Origin of the sequence: Bacillus thuringiensis (genome assembly GCF_022095615.2) — a bacterium.
Lineage (GTDB): Bacteria > Bacillota > Bacilli > Bacillales > Bacillaceae_G > Bacillus_A > Bacillus_A cereus_AG.
Window position 1 is genome coordinate 1,062,784 of record NZ_CP155559.1, and the last position, 19,363, is coordinate 1,082,146.

Consider the following 19,363-nt stretch of genomic DNA (forward strand, 5'->3'; position numbering starts at 1 on the left):
TGTAATGAGGAAGGGGAATTTTCTTGCAAGCTAGTAGTCTTATACATGAAGAGATTTCGGGTAAACCATCAATTTTTGGGATATTCATTTCGCCAACACTACAATTCAAAAGGATGAAGAATCAACGGAATATACTTTTACCACTCGCTCTTTTAATAGTATTCATTATAATTTCAAGTGCGTTAATGTCTTGGAATACTTTAAACAATCCTGCGTTTAGTATGTTTCATGATAAAACGGGATTTACTGTACCAAAATACATAACTTTCTTTACCACATTTGGGGTTTCTACAGTCAGTGGAATCGTAGCCTTATTTTTTGCGCCTATATTCTATAAAAATATTATGATTTTTTTCGGGGTGGATATTACCTATAAAGAAACCTTTCCTATCATTATTTATGCTTCGTTTGTATTACGAATAGGGATGATGTTAAATGGATTCATTGCATTGTCTCTAAATGGATATGAGATATCCTATACAAGTTTAGGGGCAATAGCAACGGATAATATGGTTTTACATACAATCGCTCAAAGAATAGATATATTTAATATTTGGTATTACATTTTATTAGGTATAGGTTTAAAAACGATTACGAATTTAAATAAAGATAAACTTATTCCTCTTATTATTGTACTTTTCGTTTTCACTAGTTTATTAGCGAGTATGGCTGGATTTATGCAGGAAATATCAAAGCCGTAAAAATATATGAGAAGCAGAACTATAAAGGGGGGATTGGATATAGACCAATCCCCTTTTATAATTTTTTACACTAAAACTTTTGTCTCCAATCTTTCTTTCTGACGAAGATGATGTGCAAAATGCATAGAAATAAGTTGAAACCATTCTGCTGCATGTAAGTAACCAAACCCAGGATGTTCTACTTTACAATCACCTGGAATAGAAGAAAGTGTTGGCTCAATGTCTTTAACAACTGTAATTAATTCCACAATACGCTTTTGTATTTCTTCTTTATTAGAGGGATTTTTAGGTGTATATCCAGGATGATTTGGTACTTTGATTTGTATATCCAGGAAAGCACCAAGCTTATATACTTTTTCCCCCATATCCGTTTTTTTGTTAGTTGCAGAAGGCACTACAGTTCTACATTTCGCGATTGCATCTAACTGCATATATGTCGAGGCAATTAAATGATTATACATTTGACCGAGAGACCATTCCTCACTAGAAGGCTTCATCTTAAATTGCTCTATTGAGTACTTTTCTAATTCCTCCATGTAATACGTTGCTAACTCCTCAAATTTCTTCATATTGTTAACTCCTTTTTATGAAAATGTATTTGTTAATACCTACTATAAAGGAGGGATGCTGACAACATTATGTCAGTAGTGAAATGAAAAAATTAAAGATGTAACATTTTTTTTGCTTCATCACGGATTTTCTCAGAAAGAATTTGTGGCTCAAGTACTTGCACTTGGCTTCCCCAGCTCAATACCCATTGAAATACTTCGTCTATGTTTCTTGATTTCAAAAAGACGTGAAAACCGTTATCTCTATGTTCATATGAATCTATAAAAAAATATCGTGATTCAATAATTTTATGTGCAATATGAGATAGAAACAATAAATGGATTGTAACAGTACGATTGCTTTCAGGCTTGTAGTTTTGTAAAGAAAAGTCTTTCGGTTTCGTAAAGAATTCTTGCTCTTGTTGTAATTTCTCCATACGATCTAAACGAAAATTACGTATTTGTTTTCGAAGTAAACAATGGGCAACGATGTACCAAATTCCTGAAATATTGACTAAACCGTAAGGCTGAACGATTCGCTTTATTTTTGTAGTTTCTCTCGGTTTACGATAAGAAAAAGAGATAGCTTGTTCTTTTTGAATAGATTCTTGCAATAGGAGAAGTTGATTTTCTAGTTTTTCTTGTTCAGATTGCTGATGCGAAAATATGGGAGAAAGGAAACGAAAAGTTCCTCGTAATTCCCGGGCTTTCTTTTGTTGATCAGCAGGGAGGACAACCTCAAGTTTCTCTTTTGCTGATTGCGCATGTAAAGAAAAAGAGGAAGTGAAAGTTTTCTCGATATAATCACCGCCTAGTAAAAGAGTCACAGCCTCTTCAGGCGTAAGTTGAATGGGGGGCAAGAAATAACCATCCATTAATGAATAACCGTGACCAGGCATTGAATAAATAGGAACACCCGATTCGTTAAGTGCATCCATATCTCGATAAATAGTCCTTATACTTGTTTCGAATTTTTCAGCTAAGCTTTTTGCTGTTACAGTTTGTCTTCTTTGTAATTCAATTAATATAGCTAATAAACGATCTGTCCGATTCATGAAATATCACCTTCAAATTTTTATAAATATGCCTACTATAAACTTCTAAAAGCAGTATGTTTTCCCCTCCCATTAACAGACTTTTCCCTATGTATAATATTAATATAGTAAAATCATAACAACCCATATTGCAGTTTCCAATAATATACTATATAATCAATTTAAGAAAACGTTTTCATGCAAAGGGGGAAAATTTCGTGTCGACTATAGAGGACGTGGCGAAATTAGCGGGGTTATCAAGGACAACGGTTTCTAGGGTGATCAATAATCATCCATATGTTTCAGATGAGAAGAAGAAAAGGGTTCAATTAGCAATGAAGCATTTAGGCTTCGTTCCTAATTCTGCGGCGAGAAGGCTTCGTAAACAAAAAACAGAAACAATTGCGGTGCTAGTTCCAAGGATTACAAATCCTTTCTTCAGTAGATTTATTGAAGCAATCGAGATTGCTGCTTCTGAACATAAATATAAACTGATTATTTGTCAAACAAGATATTTACCGGAAAAAGAGATGGAGTATTTACAATTATTATCTACGAAGCAAGTAGATGGGATTATTCTATGTTCACTAGAAAATCCGTGGGAAGAAGTAGAGCCATACTTACAGCACGGTCCAATCGTGTTATGTAATGAATATATTGAGGAAGCAAATGTTCCAACAGTGAAGTTCGACCATGCGCAAGGAGCATACATAGCTGCTAAGCATGTGTTAGAACAAGGATATCGTAATCTTATTTTTTGTCGTGGTAACGAAACCAAAGTGGTTAGCCAACAGCGAAAAATGGGCTTTTTACGTGCCATAACGGAGAAGAGCCGCCAAGTAGAAGCGATCGATTTTCTTGAAAACGCTTTCTCCTGGGACGATGGAAAGAGAATATTCCATGAAGTATTAAAGGACAAAAAAAATCCTACCGCGATTTTGGCAGGAGGCGATGAGGTAGCAGCTGGAATCATTTCAGAGGCAAAACGCCATGACTGGAGCATTCCAGATGATCTCGCTGTTATCGGTTTTGATAATCAAATATTATCACAGATTACAGAGCCAGGTATTACGACAATTGAACAGCCAATCGATGAGATGGCCCGAAAAGTTGTCGACCTGATGATGGATAAAATCCATACGAAAAATTATCGACAAAAAGAATTGTATGAGTTTGAACTGGAGCTCTTGGTGAAAGGTTCAACGATGAAGAAGGATACGATGTTATTAGCCTAGTAGACTATGTCTGCTAGGTTTTTTTCTGTTCATAAACTACTATTCTTCGTGAACGCAGTCATCACATTTGTTATGGTATGCTTCATGCTGCTCATCAATTTCTTTCCCACAGTGCGCACAAGTTTTCGTCGGTAAATTTCTGAAAAACTCCATTGGTTGATCGATCATGTCAATCCCTCCATTTCCATTTCTTACTATCATTGTATTAGTACAAAAAATAAAAGTCAACAACTGTTTTATAACAAAGTTGAAAAATAATGAAAAAGTTTAGGAAATGGATTATAGTTAACAATGTAGAATGTAAGTGAAACATGCATTGCTACTCGGTTTTAGAAAGGATGGATACATATGAAAATGACTGTTGTCGGCTTTTGGGGCGGCTTTCCAGAAGCGGGAGAAGCAACGTCGGGGTATTTGTTTGAACACGATGGTTTTCGTTTACTTGTAGACTGTGGTAGTGGTGTACTAGCACAGCTTCAAAAATATATAACACCGTCTGATATAGATGCAGTTGTACTTTCGCATTATCATCACGATCATGTTGCAGACATTGGGGTATTGCAATATGCGAGATTAATTACGAGTGCGACAACAAGGCAACTACCGGAACTACCAATATACGGTCATACGTTTGACGAGAATGGATTCAACTCTTTAACGCATGAACCGCATACGAAAGGAATCGCGTACAATCCAGAAGAAACACTTCAAATTGGACCGTTTTCAATTTCATTCTTAAAAACTGTTCATCCTGTTACATGTTTTGCAATGCGCATTACAGCTGGTAGTGACGCTGTAGTATATAGCGCTGATTCCAGTTATATTCCTGAATTTATTCCGTTCACGAAAGATGCTGATCTTTTCATTTGTGAGTGTAATATGTATGCACATCAAGAAGCTGCAAAAGCAGGGCATATGAATAGTACAGAAGTAGCAAGTATTGCGAAAGATGCGAATGTAAAAGAACTTTTATTAACGCATTTACCGCATACAGGTAACCCATCTGATTTAGTAACAGAAGCAAAACAAATTTTCAGTGGCCATATTACGTTAGCGCATAGTGGCTACGTATGGAACTCATGAGGTGATATGATGTTATTTATTGATAATAAAGGGATTACAGACCCTAGAATAAACTTAGCAATTGAAGAATATTGTGTGAAAAATTTAGATATTAACGAAACTTATTTACTGTTCTACATTAACGAACCTTCCATTATCATTGGTAAAAACCAAAACACAGTAGAAGAAATTAATGCTGATTACGTAAAAGAAAAAGGTATTCATGTCGTTCGTCGTCTATCAGGCGGAGGCGCAGTGTATCACGATTTAGGAAACTTAAACTTCAGCTTTATTACGAAAGATGATGGAGACAGTTTCAGCAACTTCAAAAAATTCACAGAGCCTGTAACGAAAGCACTTGGTAAATTAGGCGTAAATGCAGAACTAAGTGGTCGTAACGACATTTTAGCTGAAGGCAGAAAAATTTCAGGTAACGCGCAGTTCTCAACGAAAGGTCGTATGTTCAGTCACGGTACGCTACTATTTGACTCTGAAATCGATCACGTCGTATCAGCACTGAAAGTAAAAATGGATAAAATTCAATCAAAAGGAATTAAATCAATCCGTAGCCGCGTTGCGAACATTACAGAATTCCTAAATGAAAAAATGACGACAGAAGAGTTTAGACAACTTCTTCTAGAAACAATTTTTGAAGGGGAAACAGAAATTCCAACGTACGAACTAACAGAAGAAGATTGGAAAGAAATCCACAAACTTTCTGAAGAACGTTACCAAAATTGGGACTGGAACTACGGAAAATCACCGAAATTCAACTTACAACATTCACACCGCTTCCCAGTTGGACAAGTTGACGTTCGCCTTGAAGTGAAAAAAGGAACAGTAACAGAATGTAAAATTTACGGTGACTTCTTCGGATCACTAGATGTGCATGACATTGAAGAGCGTCTAACAGGCGTACAATTCGATAAAGATGCATTCACTGTAGCTTTAGAAGGCGTAGATATCGCACGTTACTTCGGTAATATTACAACAGAAGATTTCTTACATTTATTCTTCTAAAAATGAGGGAGGCTGCCGTAACAGGCAGCCTCTTTCTTTTTGCGTAGATTGTCACGTTTTGTCGGTAAGTCGATATAATTTCACTTACCATAAAATCACTGGACATCTGCCTCTTATAAAGGAATATATATATTCAAAAGGAGGCGGTTCGAAATGAAAAGGGTAATGTACGTTGTATTATTACTCAGCTTCGTCATCGGAATGACAGCCTGTAACGATGAAACGCCCTCAAGTCGCACACTTTTATCCCACTTTAATGGGCAGTAAGACCCCCACCTCAAAATTTAGCAAAAGCAAAGAAGTTAGGTGGGATCAACTGCCCATAAAAGTCCGATTGGTTCAACTAATAATCAGTGGGGGATGAAGAAAACCCCCACTGATTAAAGTTTCGCTTTATCTATTGGAAAGCCAGCGAAAGATAATGTTATATATTTTACGCATACAGATAACAGACGAAAGATACAGGAAATACAAGACATGTTTCAAGATAAGAAGTGGAAAAGAAATGAAACATTCAGCACTGTTAATAAAACACCAGATGTCGTCTTTTCGATAGATGAAGACAATACAGGGTTACCGACATTATATGTGACGTTGTATTTTCATGAAGATGGAGCGGACGCGATTAACTTGTTTGGAGAGCATACGACGTTAAATAAAGAGGAACTTACTAAAATTAGAGAAAAGATGAGTGCATATTATCCTAAAATGATTTTTGGTCTAGTTTCATAAATTACTTGCAAACAAAATCCCCTTATCCTTCCAAAGTAAACTAAGAGGAGGGGATCTGTGTATATGCAATTAATAGAATATCACTTGCTACTTTAATTTTCTTTTAATATAATTAATTTAGAATTTTTAAATATTCTAAATTTTATAAAGGTGGGGTTTGTGTGAATCTCGTTCAATCTTTGGCTGAAACGGCGAAAAAGAAGGGGGATAAACCGGCTTATATATTTATGGATCAGTCGGTCTCGTATGACCAATTAAACAAAATGGTCACAAGGTTTTCTGGCAATTTAGCAGCAATGGGCATTGGAAAAGGGGACAATGTCGCATTAGTTGTTGGAAACTCACCACATTTTTTGGTCGGTTTATATGGAACAATGAAAGCTGGAGCAACTGTCATTCCAGTTAATCCAATTTATACAGCAGACGAAATGCATTACATTTTACAAAATGGAGATGTAAAAACAATCATCGTACTCGACGTCCTTCTACCTGTTATACAATCTCTTACAACAAGACTTCCTTCATTAGAAAACATCATCATATGCGAAACCTCATCAGATTTTAACCATACAGAAACCGAAAAAATGAAAACGTTTACTAGTTTTGTAGGAACTGGAGATACAACTTACGAAGGTCCTGAACTAGATGAAGAAGATGTAGCCGTTATCCTATACACTTCAGGGACAACTGGAAAACCGAAAGGCGCTATGTTAACACATAAAAATTTATATAGTAATGCGAGCGATGTGGCGTCGTACTTACAATATACTGCCGATGATCGCGTCGTTGCGGCACTGCCAATGTTCCATGTATTTTGCTTAACGGTGGCGGTAAATGCGCCGATTGTGAACGGGGCAACGATTTTAATGTTACCAAAATTTAGTCCGAAAGAAGTATTCCGTATTTGTCGTACGTACGAACCAACGATTTTTGCTGGTGTACCGACGATGTACAATTACTTATATTTATTTGAAGAAGCGAGCGCCGAAGATGTGAAGACACTTCGCCTTTGTATTTCAGGTGGTGCGTCGATGCCTGTTGCGCTTCTGCAAAACTTTGAAAAACGTTTTGACGTTATCGTTTCAGAAGGATACGGTTTATCAGAAGCATCACCAGTTACTTGTTTCAATCCGTTAGATCGTCCTCGTAAACCAGGATCAATTGGTACAAATATTTGGCATGTAGAAAATAAAATTGTGAACGAACTTGGGGAAGAAGTACCTGTTGGCGCAGTCGGAGAATTAATTGTTCGCGGGCCTAACGTTATGAAAGGATACTATAACGCGCCAGAAGATACAGCAGCGACATTAAAGGACGGCTGGTTGTATACAGGAGACTTAGCGAAGATGGATGAAGAAGGTTACTTCTATATCGTTGATCGTAAAAAGGATATCGTCCTAGTTGGCGGTTATAACGTATACCCTCGTGAAGTAGAGGAAGTGTTATATACACACGAATCCGTAGCAGAAGTTGTCGTAATTGGTGTTCCTGATGAAAACTTAGGAGAAGCAGTGCGAGCTTACGTCGTTCTGAAACAAGCTAACGTAACAGAAGAAGAACTTATGCATTACTGCACGTTACATTTAGCAAAATATAAAGTGCCAATGAGTATTGAGTTTTTAACAGAATTGCCGAAGAATACGACAGGCAAGTTGCTGAGAAGAGCTTTGAGAGAAAAAGCGATGCAAGTTTAAAAATAGGGGCAACCATCTTTGTGAAGATGGTTGCCTTTGTATTTTTTAGCATTGGTTAAGCTATGGTGCCATATATTTAAACCGTAATATGACTAATAAGGAGGAGATATACGTGGAGCAGAAGGAATTACGTTTGCGGCGAGTACAATATCTTATTTGTGACATTATGGATGAAATGAATGCTGAAAATGAGAAGAAAAACTTAGAGATTTTGCAGCAAGTCATTGATCACCTTTCAGGAGCGATAGGTGATTTAGTTGATCCATCAAGCTCGTATTCTATCGATTATTTAGAACGGAAAGTTCATACAGCACATTATTTACTATTTAAAAATGAGCGAAAGGCGTATTTGTGTAGGAAATGATATTTTTTATTTGACATTGATAATCATTATCAATATGATGGTTATGTTAGGTATATTCATATAAAAGGAGATGTCATGTTGATAATGATTAAGAAAAAATATGTTAATGCATTCGTTATAGCAGCAACTTTAGCAGTTCCATTTAGTGGTATTATGGCACCGATTGCGAAAGCAGAAGCGGCAGTAGAAATGAAAGCAAATAGCAAACTAGCAGATGGCACATATGACGTTATTTTAAAGACTTATAAAGATCAAACGAATGATACATCGGTTGCGTCTACATATTTAAAAAATCCAAAAGTAACCATTCAAGGTGATAAAAAAATCGTTACATTAACAGTTCAAGATAGTAGCTATTTTCAGTATCTTAGAGTAGAAGATCCAAATAAAGTAGGAACATTTCATGATGTAAAAGTAATCTCCGAAGATAAAGCGAATAACGGTACGAAAGTTGTTCAATTTGAAATAGGTGAGTTCTCAAAAAAATATAATATGCAAATGCATATATTAATTCCAGCAATTAAATATGATCATAAATATCAACTGCAGTTTGAAATCGATGCAAGTGCAATTGAACAGAAGCCTAAATTCTCTGACGTACCAACTTGGGCACAAGAGTCTGTTCAATATTTAGTAGATAAAGAAGCAGTGCACGGTAAGCCAGATGGTACGTTTGCACCAGCTGAAAATATTGATCGTAGTTCCGCTGCAAAAATATTAGCAACTGTTTTAGGATTAGAAATTAATAAAGATGCGAAGCCATCATTCCCTGATGCACAAAACCACTGGGCAACTCCATATATTGCTGCTGTTGAAAAAGCAGGTATTGTAAAAGGTGATGAGAAGGGTAACTTTAATCCAAACGGAATCATTAACCGTGCATCAATGGCTACGATGTTAGTAAATGCATATAAATTAGAAAGAAATGAAAATATGAAACTACCAAAAGAATTTGCTGACTTAAACAATCATTGGGGGGCGAAGTATGCCAATATTTTAATCCAAGAAAACATTTCAGTTGGAACAGATAATGGTTGGGCTCCAGATAAAGCGGTAAGCCGTGCGGAAGCAGCACAATTTATTGCGAAGACGGATAAGTTGAAGAAATAAATTGAAACTGTAATCAGTGAGGGACTATCCTCACTGATTTTTATTTAGGAAAAAAAATAAATTCCAAGTTGACACATGTGAATTGCAGAATTAAAATGAAAAGAAATCGAATAGAATACATTAGAAGCTAATCAGATAAACTGAAGGCGCACAATGTTCACGTTTGTGAATATATTGTGTGCCTTTTTCTATTGTATAACTAAGGGGGCTTAACGATGAAAAAGTGGGGTAAGACAGCGTTTATGAAAAGTACAGGTGTTTTATTATCAGCGGTTGTGCTTTTATCAGGGTGTGGTTCGGCAACGTCCACTAATAATTCTGAAGGAAGTGGAGATACAAAAACAGTTGAGCTTTTAAATGTTTCCTACGATCCAACACGTGAGTTATATCAAGATTTTAATAAAGATTTTGCGAAGTACTGGAAAGAGAAGCATGGGCAAACAGTAAATGTAAAACAATCACACGGGGGATCTGGAAGTCAGGCGCGCTCTGTAATTGACGGCTTAGAAGCAGACGTTGTTACGTTAGCGCTCGCTTATGATATTGATGCGATCAGTAAGAAAAAACAACTAGCGGAAGATTGGCAGAAGCGACTTGCGGATAATTCTACTCCGTACACATCAACAATTGTATTTCTTGTGCGAAAAGGAAACCCGAAAGGAATTAAAGACTGGGATGATTTAACGAAAAAAGGTGTATCTGTCATTACGCCCAATCCGAAAACATCCGGGGGAGCACGTTGGAACTATTTAGGGGCATGGGGATATGCACTGAAGAAGTATAACAATAGTGAAGATAAAGCGAAAGAGTTTGTCGGCCAAATTTATAAAAATGTAGAAGTACTAGATTCAGGGGCACGCGGAGCAACGACAACTTTCGTTGAAAAAGGAATTGGTGACGTATTAATCGCGTGGGAAAATGAAGCATTACTATCACAAAAAGAGCTCGGAAAAGATAAATTTGAAATTGTAACACCCCCAATTAGTATACTAGCAGAACCACCAGTAGCTGTTGTAGATAAAGTCGTTGATAAAAAAGGAACGAGGAAAGTAGCAGAAGGGTATCTTGAATATTTGTATTCAGAAAAAGGGCAAGAAATTGCGGCGAAAAATTTTTATCGCCCGCGTAACGAAAAAGTAGCAGAAAAATATGCATCTCAATTTCCGAAAGTTCAATTATTTACAGTGGATGAACTATTTGGCGGATGGAAAAAAGCACAAGAGAAACATTTTAATGACGGCGGCGTATTCGATAAAATTTATCAAAAATAATACGCGCTGCTAAAGGGGGATGAGGTGAAAGAGGATGAGGAAGAAACGTGTTTTACCAGGGTTTGGATTATCGCTTGGATTTACAATGCTGTACATGAGTTTATTCGTACTTATACCACTTTCTATCGTATTTATTCAAACTTCACAGTTAGGTTGGAAGAAGTTTGCTGAGGTTGTAACGAGCGAGCGTGTACTGCATTCTTATCAAGTGAGTTTAACGACTTCACTTGCAGCAGCAGTTGTAAATGCCATTTTTGGCTTATTAATTGCTTGGGTACTCGTTCGTTATACATTTCCAGGGAAACGATTATTAGATGGACTCATTGATTTACCGTTTGCCCTTCCGACAGCTGTAGCTGGTATTACACTTACAACGCTTTATGCGGAAAATGGATGGATTGGGAAAATATTTAGTCTGTTTCATATAAAAGTAGCTTTTACGCCGCTCGGAATAATCGTTGCGCTTACTTTTATCGGTTTACCGTTTGTCGTTCGAATGGTGCAACCGGTACTTCAAAATATTGATAAAGAAGTAGAAGAGGCGGCTTCTAGCTTAGGGGCGTCACGCTTCCAAATATTTGTGAAAATCATTTTGCCAGAAATATTCCCGGCTTTACTTGCTGGCTTTTCACTCGCATTTGCGCGGGCATTAGGAGAATACGGATCTGTCGTTTTTATCGCAGGTAATATGCCGATGAAAACAGAAATCGCACCGCTTATGATTATGACGAAACTAGAACAATATGATTATGCAGGAGCAACAGCTGTAGCGACCGTGATGCTTATTATTTCACTTCTTTTCCTTCTTCTTATTAATATGATTCAAAGCTGGAGTAGAAGGCATGAATTAAAAAGTGAATAGGAGGAGAGAAAGTGGAACCAACATTATTAGAAAAGAAGATAGTAAAAAGTGTGTCAGCTACAAAAGAATCTAAACTTGTACCGAGTATATTAATTACAATTACAGTTTTATTTTTATCTCTCTTTCTATTACTCCCGCTTGTAACAATTTTTTTGAAAGCTTTTGAAAAAGGATTTGATGTATACCTTGCCGCTATCACAGATCAAGAAGCATTTTCGGCAATCAGGTTAACACTTCTCGTTGCGTTAATCGTTGTGCCGCTTAATACGATATTCGGAGTAGCGGCTGCGTGGCTTATTACAAAGTTTCAGTTTAAAGGAAAACAAGTATTACTTTCTCTTATTGAACTGCCGTTTGCTGTGTCACCAGTGATCGCGGGATTAGTGTTCGTTTTACTTTTCACACCGCGGGGGGCTCTTGGCGAATGGTTACTCGAACATGGAGTGAAACTCATTTTCTCTGTTCCAGGCATTATTATCGCAACAATCTTTGTAACTTTCCCGTTCGTTGCCCGTGAATTAATTCCGATTATGCAGGCACAAGGGAAAAGTGAAGAAGAAGCAGCTTTATCACTTGGCGCAAGTGGCTGGAAAATGTTTTGGCGCGTTACGCTCCCAAACATAAAATGGGGTCTTTTATATGGCATGATTCTATGTAATGCCCGTGCTATCGGTGAGTTTGGAGCAGTTTCTGTCGTATCAGGTCACGTGCGCGGCGTTACGAATACGATGCCGCTGCATATTGAAATTTTGTACAATGAGTATCAATTTTCAGCAGCGTTCGCTGTGGCGACTTTAATGTCACTCATCGCTGTTCTTACGCTCGTTATAAAAAACTGGATTGAATGGAGAATGGAAAAACGACAATAAGGAGGGATTATGGTGAGTATTCAAATTCAAAATGTATCAAAGCAGTATGGTACATTTCAGGCGCTAACAGACATTCATTTGGATATTCCAAAAGGCGAACTTGTCGCCTTATTAGGCCCGTCAGGTTCTGGGAAAACGACGTTATTACGAATTATTGCAGGATTAGAAGAAGCGGATGACGGCTCTATATCATTTGATGGGGAAGACTTAACAAGCATTCATGTGAAAAATCGGCAAGTCGGTTTCGTCTTCCAGCATTATGCGCTCTTTAAACATATGAATGTATTTGAAAATGTCGCTTTCGGCTTAAAGGTAAGAAAGAAAAGCTTAAGACCGTCAGCAGAAGTGATAGAAGAAAAAGTAATAGAATTATTAAAGCTTGTAAAAATGGATGGTTTCGCCAAACGTTACCCAGCGCAATTATCTGGCGGACAACGACAGCGTATCGCACTAGCCCGGGCACTTGCAGTCGAACCGAAAATTTTATTACTTGATGAACCGTTCGGTGCACTTGATGCAAAAGTGAGAAAAGAATTACGAAGATGGCTCCGGAAACTACATGACGAATTTCAAATTACGAGCGTATTTGTAACACATGACCAAGAAGAAGCGTTAGACGTTGCGGACCGCATCGTTGTAATGAATGAAGGTCGCATTGAACAAATGGGAACGCCGGAAGAAGTATATGAAAACCCAGCAAGCCCGTTCGTGTATGACTTTTTAGGAAATGTAAATTTATTTCACGGCCGCGTCCATAAAGGTAAGCTAAATGTAGGATCAGTGGAACTAGAAGCACCAGAGCATAAGCACGTTTCAAACGTAGCCGGAGTAGCTTACGTAAGGCCGCATCACTTATCAATCTCTCGTACGAAACAAAGTGTAGATGTAATCCCTGCAAAAGTATCATACTCTCACGCAGTTGGACCTGTCGTATATGTAGAATTAAAGCGAGACGGAACAGAGGAGTATTTAGAAGCAGAAATTAGTAAAGAACAGTTTAGACAGCTCAGCATTCAAGCGGGTGACTTTGTATATGTACAGCCAAAAGAAGTGAAGGTGTTTATTCCGGAGGATTTTGTTATTTAATAATTAGGTGCGGTTCCTATATGAGTATGTATAGGGACCGTATTTTTTTGTTTTTGAGGTACGGATTGATGTCATTGGCTGAGAATCTAGGGAGAGTGGGTAAGAAATACAAGGAATTGAATGGGTTTAATCCGTACTTCTCAGCTTTATATTCATTTGGAAACTATTTGAGTTCATTCCACTGCACTGTTTGTATTACCGAATGATTCTATAGGTACAGAGATGTAAGGGTGCAGTATATAATTGTTTCTCCATATACCTCCTAAGGTGTTTGTAACAAGGTGATGGGTTATTTTTCATTGTGATATTCTTCTAACGTGATACCTTTCTCATGTATCTCTGTTGCAATGTCACCTACGTATCGAATATGCCATGGTTCATATGAATAGCCTGTAATGTGCTCTTTTCCTTTTAAATAACGTATAATAAAGCCAGCACGATGAGCATTGTTTTTCAGCCATTTTCCTTCAATCGTATTCGCGAATTGTGTTTCTAGTGTATTATTGACGTTACTTGCAGATACATCCATCGTTAACCCTGTTTGATGTTCACTATGACCTGGCTTTGCAGAAACTTTATCAGCTTGGGTTTGACCTTGTTTCTCTACATTTCGTCTATAAACAGTTTGTTGATATTCTTCAGAACGAAATCCAGATATAGCATGTAATACGATTCCATCTTGTTTCGCTAAGGTAAATAATTTTTCCAAAGCGATAGCAGCTTCACTTCGTAAATGACTTTTTTCTTGAATCCCATCGAATGCAAATGTCACCTTAGGTACAACTAAATCGTCAGGTCTATAATTACTTGGAAGTTTCCTATTTTTATTAACTACTACATCCACAGTATCGGGTGATGCAATCGTTACAGATCCATCATTATTTTGTATATCGTCTTTACTTTTAGCAGTGTCAGTGATGTTAGGTAAAAAAATATATATGCATAGGAAGAGAAAAACAGCTCCTCCTACTAAGCGACCTATTAATTTTCTAATCATTATATTTACTCCTTATAGCCCATCTATTTTAAAAGTTTCATCATTTGTGATGAAGCTAACTAGTGAATTGCTTTTACATATCTATATAATTCGTATTAGTTATTTATTATAATTTAAAGATTAGAGCTACCAATTCAAAAAAGTCGAGCTAATTTTATGAAATCCATATGAAAATATTTTTTTGTTTCTATAAATCTCTTAGTATCTTCGTTAGTTCCCATAACAACAGAAATCAGCCTATTTTCACCTTGTTTTGCTGTGCCTGTAAAACAGTATCCTGCTTCATCTGTAAATCCAGTTTTCAAACCATCAATTCCTTGAAAATACAATTCATCATTAGATGTATCGAGCATCTTATTTGTAGTCATTATAGTTGCACCATTATACGATAATGTATAGTTTGTTAGCTTGGTTATATCTAAAACTTCGGGATATGTTTTTAACAAATGTTGCGCGAGCGTTGCGACATCAAAAGCAGTCATTTTTGATTCTTGCTGTTGAGCATTTGGGAGTCCTGTAGCATTAACAAAATGAGCTTCATTAGATAAATTTAATTGCTTTGCTTTCGCATTCATAAGTTTTGTAAAATTTTCTTCACTTTTAGAAGAACCAGATTTTTATTATTACATTGCAATAGTAAATAAACTATCTAATAACCTTACGGAAAGGTGACAATCTTGTAAGGTTTCATAAGTAGAAAATGAATGTAACAAAAGGATTTTATTAATTTTGTCCTCTACTTGTTAGATGAAAATCTAACAAGTAGAGGTTTTTACTGTGATGAACGAGGTGCTTAATATTTACGTTAAACGTGCATAACAAGTTATAATAGAAGAAATCAATAAGGAGGCTTGCTGTGAAAAATCGTCGTTATTTCAATATATTTACTATGTTACTTGTATACACACTACTTATGTTTTACATCGGCTGGAACGGATGGGTTTGGCTTAGTACGGTATTTGGTTGGGAGTCTTGGGGATATTACGCTTTCTTAGTCGGATTTATTTCGTATGCGTACATTCTCGTGCAAGTGTTTAAGTTCCTTCCATTCCTGCGGACGATTGGTTCGATCTGGTTTGCGGTCATACAATATGCGCTTATGTTGTTGCCACTTGCTAATATTACAGTTTTTCTTTTTCAATTTGGGGTGGAGAAAGAAACAGCAATTATTTGGACAGGGGCGGCTGTGTTAGCTGCGTTTATCTTTATTTTTGCGTATGGAGTATTCAACGCATATAGCCCGGTAGTAAGAAAATACGAGGTACACATACCGAAGAAAGTAGAAGGACGCAAAAGTTTACGCATTGCGATGGCTTCTGATATGCATTTCGGTAAATTATCTGGCGTTTCGCATTTAAAAAGACTTGTCCGTCATGTAAATGAGATGGAACCTGATATTATTTTACTGCCAGGTGATATTATTGATGATCATCCAGGTGTGTTCATTCAAAAAAATATGGGACCAATTATGAAACAAATGAAAGCTCCACTAGGTGTATATGGCGTGTTAGGAAACCATGAATATTACGGACGAGCGGTTCCAGAATTTTTACAAGAGATGGATAAGATTGATATTCGTATTCTGTTAGATGAAGTGATCACAATTGAAGATGACTTCTATCTCGTTGGAAGAAGAGATAAAACAGAACGAGATCGCCAAAGTTTTGAAAATCTAATGAGTACGGTAGATAAATCCATGCCAGTTATCGCAATGGATCATCAACCATTTGAATTAAAACAAGCAGCAGCGGCAGGTGTAGACTTATTATTATCTGGTCACACGCATCGCGGACAAATGGCACCGAATCATATTGTAACGAGAAGAATGTACGAACTAGACTGGGGATATGCACAAAAAGGTGAATTCCACGCGATTGTTTCTTCTGGTTTCGGATTTTGGGGACCACCACTTAGACTTGGAAGTAGATCTGAGATTGTGCAGGTGGAGGTTACGTTTGAATAATGGGATAAAGAGAAAAGGGCCAACTCATAAAAGTTGGTCCTTTTCTCTTTCGTTTTTTCTAAAATCATACGTGTCCGTCTCTACATTTAATGTATGTTTATTAATCATCACTGTATGATCATTTAACCATTTGACGGTTGCAGTTTCTTCACGATAATTCCAGTATATATTTTTCGTGGTCATAGATTTTTTATGATTTGCTACAAGTTCTCCTCTTATAGCGTAGCTAGTCGTTGCACCGCCATTATGCCTGTATATATGTAAAGTATACGTTTTATCTGGTGAGTGTATGGATTGAATCTTTTCACCGCCTGAAAGCCCAGATAAAGTAAAGAATTTCCAATATCCTAAACTAATCAATACAATAATGATGAATAGAATGGTGAAGAAAATCTTTTTCATGTTCCCCCTCTTTCCTTTAATGGCTATACCTGTATTAAATCAAAAAGGAATAAAACTGGCAATGTTATCCTTTTTCTTGCCAGAATATGTCCGTTTCTATTTCTAGCGTTCTGTTTACGATTTGGAATGAAAGTCCTCATATTTTTCAATAAAAAAAGGCTCCACATAAGGAGCGCTCAATAAAAACAAATGAATTAAAACAAATAACAGACATGTATAATATACAATATTGATAATTCGATATCAATATATTTAGATTTATAACAGGAGATGGTGTCGATTTCATAAAAGAGGTACGATTATAAGAGATGGCAGAGATAAAGGGGGATTATAAGTGATTATATCAGATGTACTATATGGAGAATTTGAAGTGGATCAAGTAGTAGAAGAATTGATTTTAAGTAAGTCTGTGCAAAGGTTAAAAGGTATTCATCAAGCTGGCGCAAGCTACTTAATAAATGAGAAATGGAATGTAACGCGCTTTGATCATTCAGTTGGCGTTATGTTGTTAATTAAGAAACTTGGTGGTTCAGTAGAGGAACAAATTGCAGGTTTACTGCATGACGTATCACATACTGCTTTTTCTCACGTGATTGATTACGTTTTTGATAACGAAAATGAAAGTTATCATGAAGAGATATTTAGTTCTGTCGTGAAAAACTCAGAAATTCCAGCAATTCTTGCGAAATATGGTTATAACTATGAGGACATTTTGTTAGATGATTCGAATTGGACGTTACTCGAAAGGTCAGCGCCAGAGTTATGCGCAGACCGAGTGGATTATACGTTACGGGATATGTATACATATGAGTATATTTCTTTAGAAGAGGTTCATCGTTTTTTAGAGGATGTTGTCGCAGTAGATGGCAAAATGGTTCTTCAAAGTATCGAAGTAACAGAGTGGTTTACAGAAACGTATTACAAAGAAGTAATCGATTTCTTTATGAAGCCGTTGAATATTTACGGAAATGATATGTTAGCTAAGACGTTAAAGTTAGCTCTTCATAAGAGGGTTATTCATGCAGATGATTTTCTTCTTGAAGATTACGAGCTTATAGTGAAATTACAGCAATGTAATGATCCGGAAGTGCATGCTTTATTAAGCAAAGTTCATCCGAATGTAAAAGTAAAAGAAGATAAAAACGACTATGATTTGTATCAGAAAAATAAAGTCCGCCTTATTGATCCTCCATTACTTCGTGAAGGTGAAGTTGTTCGATCGTCTATTGTATCGGAAAAAATAAAACAGGTGAGCGAGATCGCTTATGAAAAAGCAGTGAGAGGGATGTATGTGAAAGTGATTTCTAATTAGTTTATTTAGAATAGGAAAAGGTGTCATCAATTATGATGACACCTTTTCACTTTAAAGGGTTGTTCGTATGGAAATGTGTTACATTTTTACGATACACCTTTATTTTACCAAAAAAACCCCTTTTATGGTAAAAAAATAAAAATGTAAAGTTTTCCATTAAAAATAATTTGTGAAAAAAGTACTAATTTTTAATGTGACAAAAATAATAATTTTTTCAATAATTCATTTGTAATCTTTCGTTCTTTATATATAGATTTTACTATTTTATAAGATAATTTAAAGATTTTTGTCGTTTTTTGTTGTAATTTTTATATTAAGATAAATATAATGTTCGGAATTAGCTATTGTAACAGAAAATTTTTAAAAAACTAGAATTGAATCATATTGCTTATTTTAATATAATTTATTTGTTAATTAATAACATATTTAGGGTATGATTCTTTATTGCGGCGAGAATTCTTTTTACATAGGGGGATTTACAGAATGGTTAAAACAGCGAAACATGAAATGCTATATGAATTAAGAGAAACAGTTTACAAATTCTTTCCAAAAAATGTTATGAAAGAAGAAGAGTTGTACGAGGAATCTAAAGAGTATAAAAAGTTTGTAGACTTAAAAGAGCGCTTTATAAAAAACGGAAGCTCACAAAAGGAAATTTTGTCTGTAATCGAGTCAACATTTGGTGATTATCACGTGTCAGACTGTACAGATTTAAACTTATATAATTGTTTAGAATATAACGTGTTGTTAAATGGAAAAGAACTGATGTTAAATGATGATATTGATTGGATACGGAAATCAAGAGGTGAGCGTCTTGATTTAGGGATTTTTGTGAGCTTGCTTGATAAATATTATTATTACTACGTATTAAAAACAACATATGATGAAGAGCTAAGGGAATGGATTTTTGAGACGATTGATGTAGAAATGGATAACATTTGTAAATTTGAAAAACTAATGAATACAAAAGGGTTTATAAGAATAGAACGCGAGGTTGCTAGAACGGCAATTCCTGATATAGAAACGGAATGTTTACGTATGGGGGAAGTTAACGTATTTCATGCTTTATTCACGGATTCTGTTAGTGAGATATAGGGTTTA

21 protein-coding genes are annotated in these 19,363 nt (G+C 36.1%); 15 read left to right on the top strand and 6 right to left on the bottom strand.

All coding sequences use genetic code 11. From position 1 onward, the window contains the following. The first annotated feature begins 23 nt into the window (after positions 1–23). The gene (locus KZZ19_RS05460) at positions 24–701 is read left to right on the top strand and encodes a Yip1 family protein (protein ID WP_088095447.1); all 678 of its coding nucleotides are present in this window, start codon (positions 24–26) and stop codon (positions 699–701) included. 65 nt (positions 702–766) lie between these two features. Here the strand turns inward: KZZ19_RS05460 and KZZ19_RS05465 are convergent, their stop codons facing one another. Together KZZ19_RS05465 and KZZ19_RS05470 are read right to left on the bottom strand one after the other, a co-directional pair. After that, entirely contained in the window at positions 767–1,270 is a 504-nt protein-coding gene (locus tag KZZ19_RS05465) for a DinB family protein (protein WP_237979767.1), read from the bottom strand. Between the two features lie 92 nt (positions 1,271–1,362). Then, the gene (locus tag KZZ19_RS05470) at positions 1,363–2,304 is read right to left on the bottom strand and encodes a helix-turn-helix transcriptional regulator (RefSeq protein WP_237979768.1); all 942 of its coding nucleotides are present in this window, start codon (positions 2,302–2,304) and stop codon (positions 1,363–1,365) included. A gap of 197 nt (positions 2,305–2,501) precedes the next feature. Between KZZ19_RS05470 and KZZ19_RS05475 the strand changes: the two genes are divergently transcribed. Next, entirely contained in the window at positions 2,502–3,518 is a 1,017-nt protein-coding gene (locus tag KZZ19_RS05475) for a LacI family DNA-binding transcriptional regulator (protein ID WP_088095450.1), read from the top strand. 39 nt (positions 3,519–3,557) lie between these two features. Here KZZ19_RS05475 and yhfH read toward each other — a convergent pair whose 3' ends face one another. Beyond that, positions 3,558–3,686 carry a protein YhfH gene (gene yhfH / locus KZZ19_RS05480; RefSeq protein WP_000567010.1) on the bottom strand — a complete coding sequence of 43 codons (129 nt, stop codon included), beginning with the start codon at positions 3,684–3,686 and terminating at the stop codon, positions 3,558–3,560. A gap of 180 nt (positions 3,687–3,866) precedes the next feature. Here yhfH and KZZ19_RS05485 point away from each other — a divergent pair, with 180 nt between their 5' ends. The 10 genes from KZZ19_RS05485 to KZZ19_RS05530 all read left to right on the top strand — a co-directional run bounded on the left by KZZ19_RS05485 (position 3,867) and on the right by KZZ19_RS05530 (position 13,588). Further along, entirely contained in the window at positions 3,867–4,601 is a 735-nt protein-coding gene (locus KZZ19_RS05485) for an MBL fold metallo-hydrolase (protein WP_098343138.1), read from the top strand. 9 nt (positions 4,602–4,610) lie between these two features. Beyond that, complete coding sequence (locus KZZ19_RS05490) at positions 4,611–5,600, top strand: lipoate--protein ligase (protein WP_226545645.1); 990 nt, start codon at positions 4,611–4,613, stop codon at positions 5,598–5,600. A gap of 399 nt (positions 5,601–5,999) precedes the next feature. Further along, on the top strand, positions 6,000–6,332 hold the full coding sequence (locus tag KZZ19_RS05495; RefSeq protein WP_237979981.1) for a hypothetical protein: 333 nt from the start codon (positions 6,000–6,002) through the stop codon (positions 6,330–6,332). Positions 6,333–6,493: 161 nt separating this feature from the next. Beyond that, the gene (locus KZZ19_RS05500) at positions 6,494–8,026 is read left to right on the top strand and encodes a fatty acid--CoA ligase family protein (protein ID WP_237979770.1); all 1,533 of its coding nucleotides are present in this window, start codon (positions 6,494–6,496) and stop codon (positions 8,024–8,026) included. A gap of 112 nt (positions 8,027–8,138) precedes the next feature. Further along, positions 8,139–8,390, top strand: coding sequence for a hypothetical protein (locus KZZ19_RS05505; protein ID WP_088095455.1), 252 nt, complete (start codon positions 8,139–8,141; stop codon positions 8,388–8,390). A gap of 84 nt (positions 8,391–8,474) precedes the next feature. Then, complete coding sequence (locus tag KZZ19_RS05510) at positions 8,475–9,500, top strand: S-layer homology domain-containing protein (protein WP_237979982.1); 1,026 nt, start codon at positions 8,475–8,477, stop codon at positions 9,498–9,500. A gap of 215 nt (positions 9,501–9,715) precedes the next feature. Next, positions 9,716–10,771: a sulfate ABC transporter substrate-binding protein gene (locus tag KZZ19_RS05515; RefSeq protein WP_237979771.1), complete on the top strand. Its 1,056-nt coding sequence runs from the start codon at positions 9,716–9,718 to the stop codon at positions 10,769–10,771. Positions 10,772–10,805: 34 nt separating this feature from the next. Next, on the top strand, positions 10,806–11,633 hold the full coding sequence (gene cysT, locus KZZ19_RS05520) for a sulfate ABC transporter permease subunit CysT (RefSeq protein WP_237979772.1): 828 nt from the start codon (positions 10,806–10,808) through the stop codon (positions 11,631–11,633). A gap of 11 nt (positions 11,634–11,644) precedes the next feature. Continuing rightward, entirely contained in the window at positions 11,645–12,502 is an 858-nt protein-coding gene (gene cysW / locus KZZ19_RS05525; protein ID WP_098343144.1) for a sulfate ABC transporter permease subunit CysW, read from the top strand. A gap of 12 nt (positions 12,503–12,514) precedes the next feature. Next, the gene (locus tag KZZ19_RS05530) at positions 12,515–13,588 is read left to right on the top strand and encodes a sulfate/molybdate ABC transporter ATP-binding protein (protein ID WP_237979773.1); all 1,074 of its coding nucleotides are present in this window, start codon (positions 12,515–12,517) and stop codon (positions 13,586–13,588) included. A 289-nt stretch (positions 13,589–13,877) separates the two neighbouring features. On the opposite strand, the gene KZZ19_RS05535 is transcribed toward KZZ19_RS05530, so the two are convergent. Both KZZ19_RS05535 and KZZ19_RS05540 read right to left on the bottom strand, forming a co-directional pair. Then, positions 13,878–14,585: a M15 family metallopeptidase gene (locus KZZ19_RS05535; RefSeq protein WP_237979774.1), complete on the bottom strand. Its 708-nt coding sequence runs from the start codon at positions 14,583–14,585 to the stop codon at positions 13,878–13,880. A 134-nt stretch (positions 14,586–14,719) separates the two neighbouring features. After that, the gene (locus KZZ19_RS05540) at positions 14,720–15,160 is read right to left on the bottom strand and encodes a D-alanyl-D-alanine carboxypeptidase family protein (RefSeq protein ID WP_237979775.1); all 441 of its coding nucleotides are present in this window, start codon (positions 15,158–15,160) and stop codon (positions 14,720–14,722) included. A 281-nt stretch (positions 15,161–15,441) separates the two neighbouring features. On the opposite strand from KZZ19_RS05540, the gene KZZ19_RS05545 reads away from it, so the two are divergent. Beyond that, positions 15,442–16,548 carry a metallophosphoesterase gene (locus tag KZZ19_RS05545; protein WP_237979776.1) on the top strand — a complete coding sequence of 369 codons (1,107 nt, stop codon included), beginning with the start codon at positions 15,442–15,444 and terminating at the stop codon, positions 16,546–16,548. A 24-nt stretch (positions 16,549–16,572) separates the two neighbouring features. On the opposite strand, the gene KZZ19_RS05550 is transcribed toward KZZ19_RS05545, so the two are convergent. Beyond that, the gene (locus KZZ19_RS05550) at positions 16,573–16,950 is read right to left on the bottom strand and encodes a DUF5412 family protein (RefSeq protein WP_237979777.1); all 378 of its coding nucleotides are present in this window, start codon (positions 16,948–16,950) and stop codon (positions 16,573–16,575) included. A 334-nt stretch (positions 16,951–17,284) separates the two neighbouring features. Here KZZ19_RS05550 and KZZ19_RS05555 point away from each other — a divergent pair, with 334 nt between their 5' ends. Both KZZ19_RS05555 and KZZ19_RS05560 read left to right on the top strand, forming a co-directional pair. After that, positions 17,285–18,262 carry an HD domain-containing protein gene (locus tag KZZ19_RS05555; RefSeq protein WP_237979779.1) on the top strand — a complete coding sequence of 326 codons (978 nt, stop codon included), beginning with the start codon at positions 17,285–17,287 and terminating at the stop codon, positions 18,260–18,262. 483 nt (positions 18,263–18,745) lie between these two features. Continuing rightward, positions 18,746–19,357: a hypothetical protein gene (locus KZZ19_RS05560; protein WP_237979780.1), complete on the top strand. Its 612-nt coding sequence runs from the start codon at positions 18,746–18,748 to the stop codon at positions 19,355–19,357. Positions 19,358–19,363 lie beyond the last annotated feature (6 nt).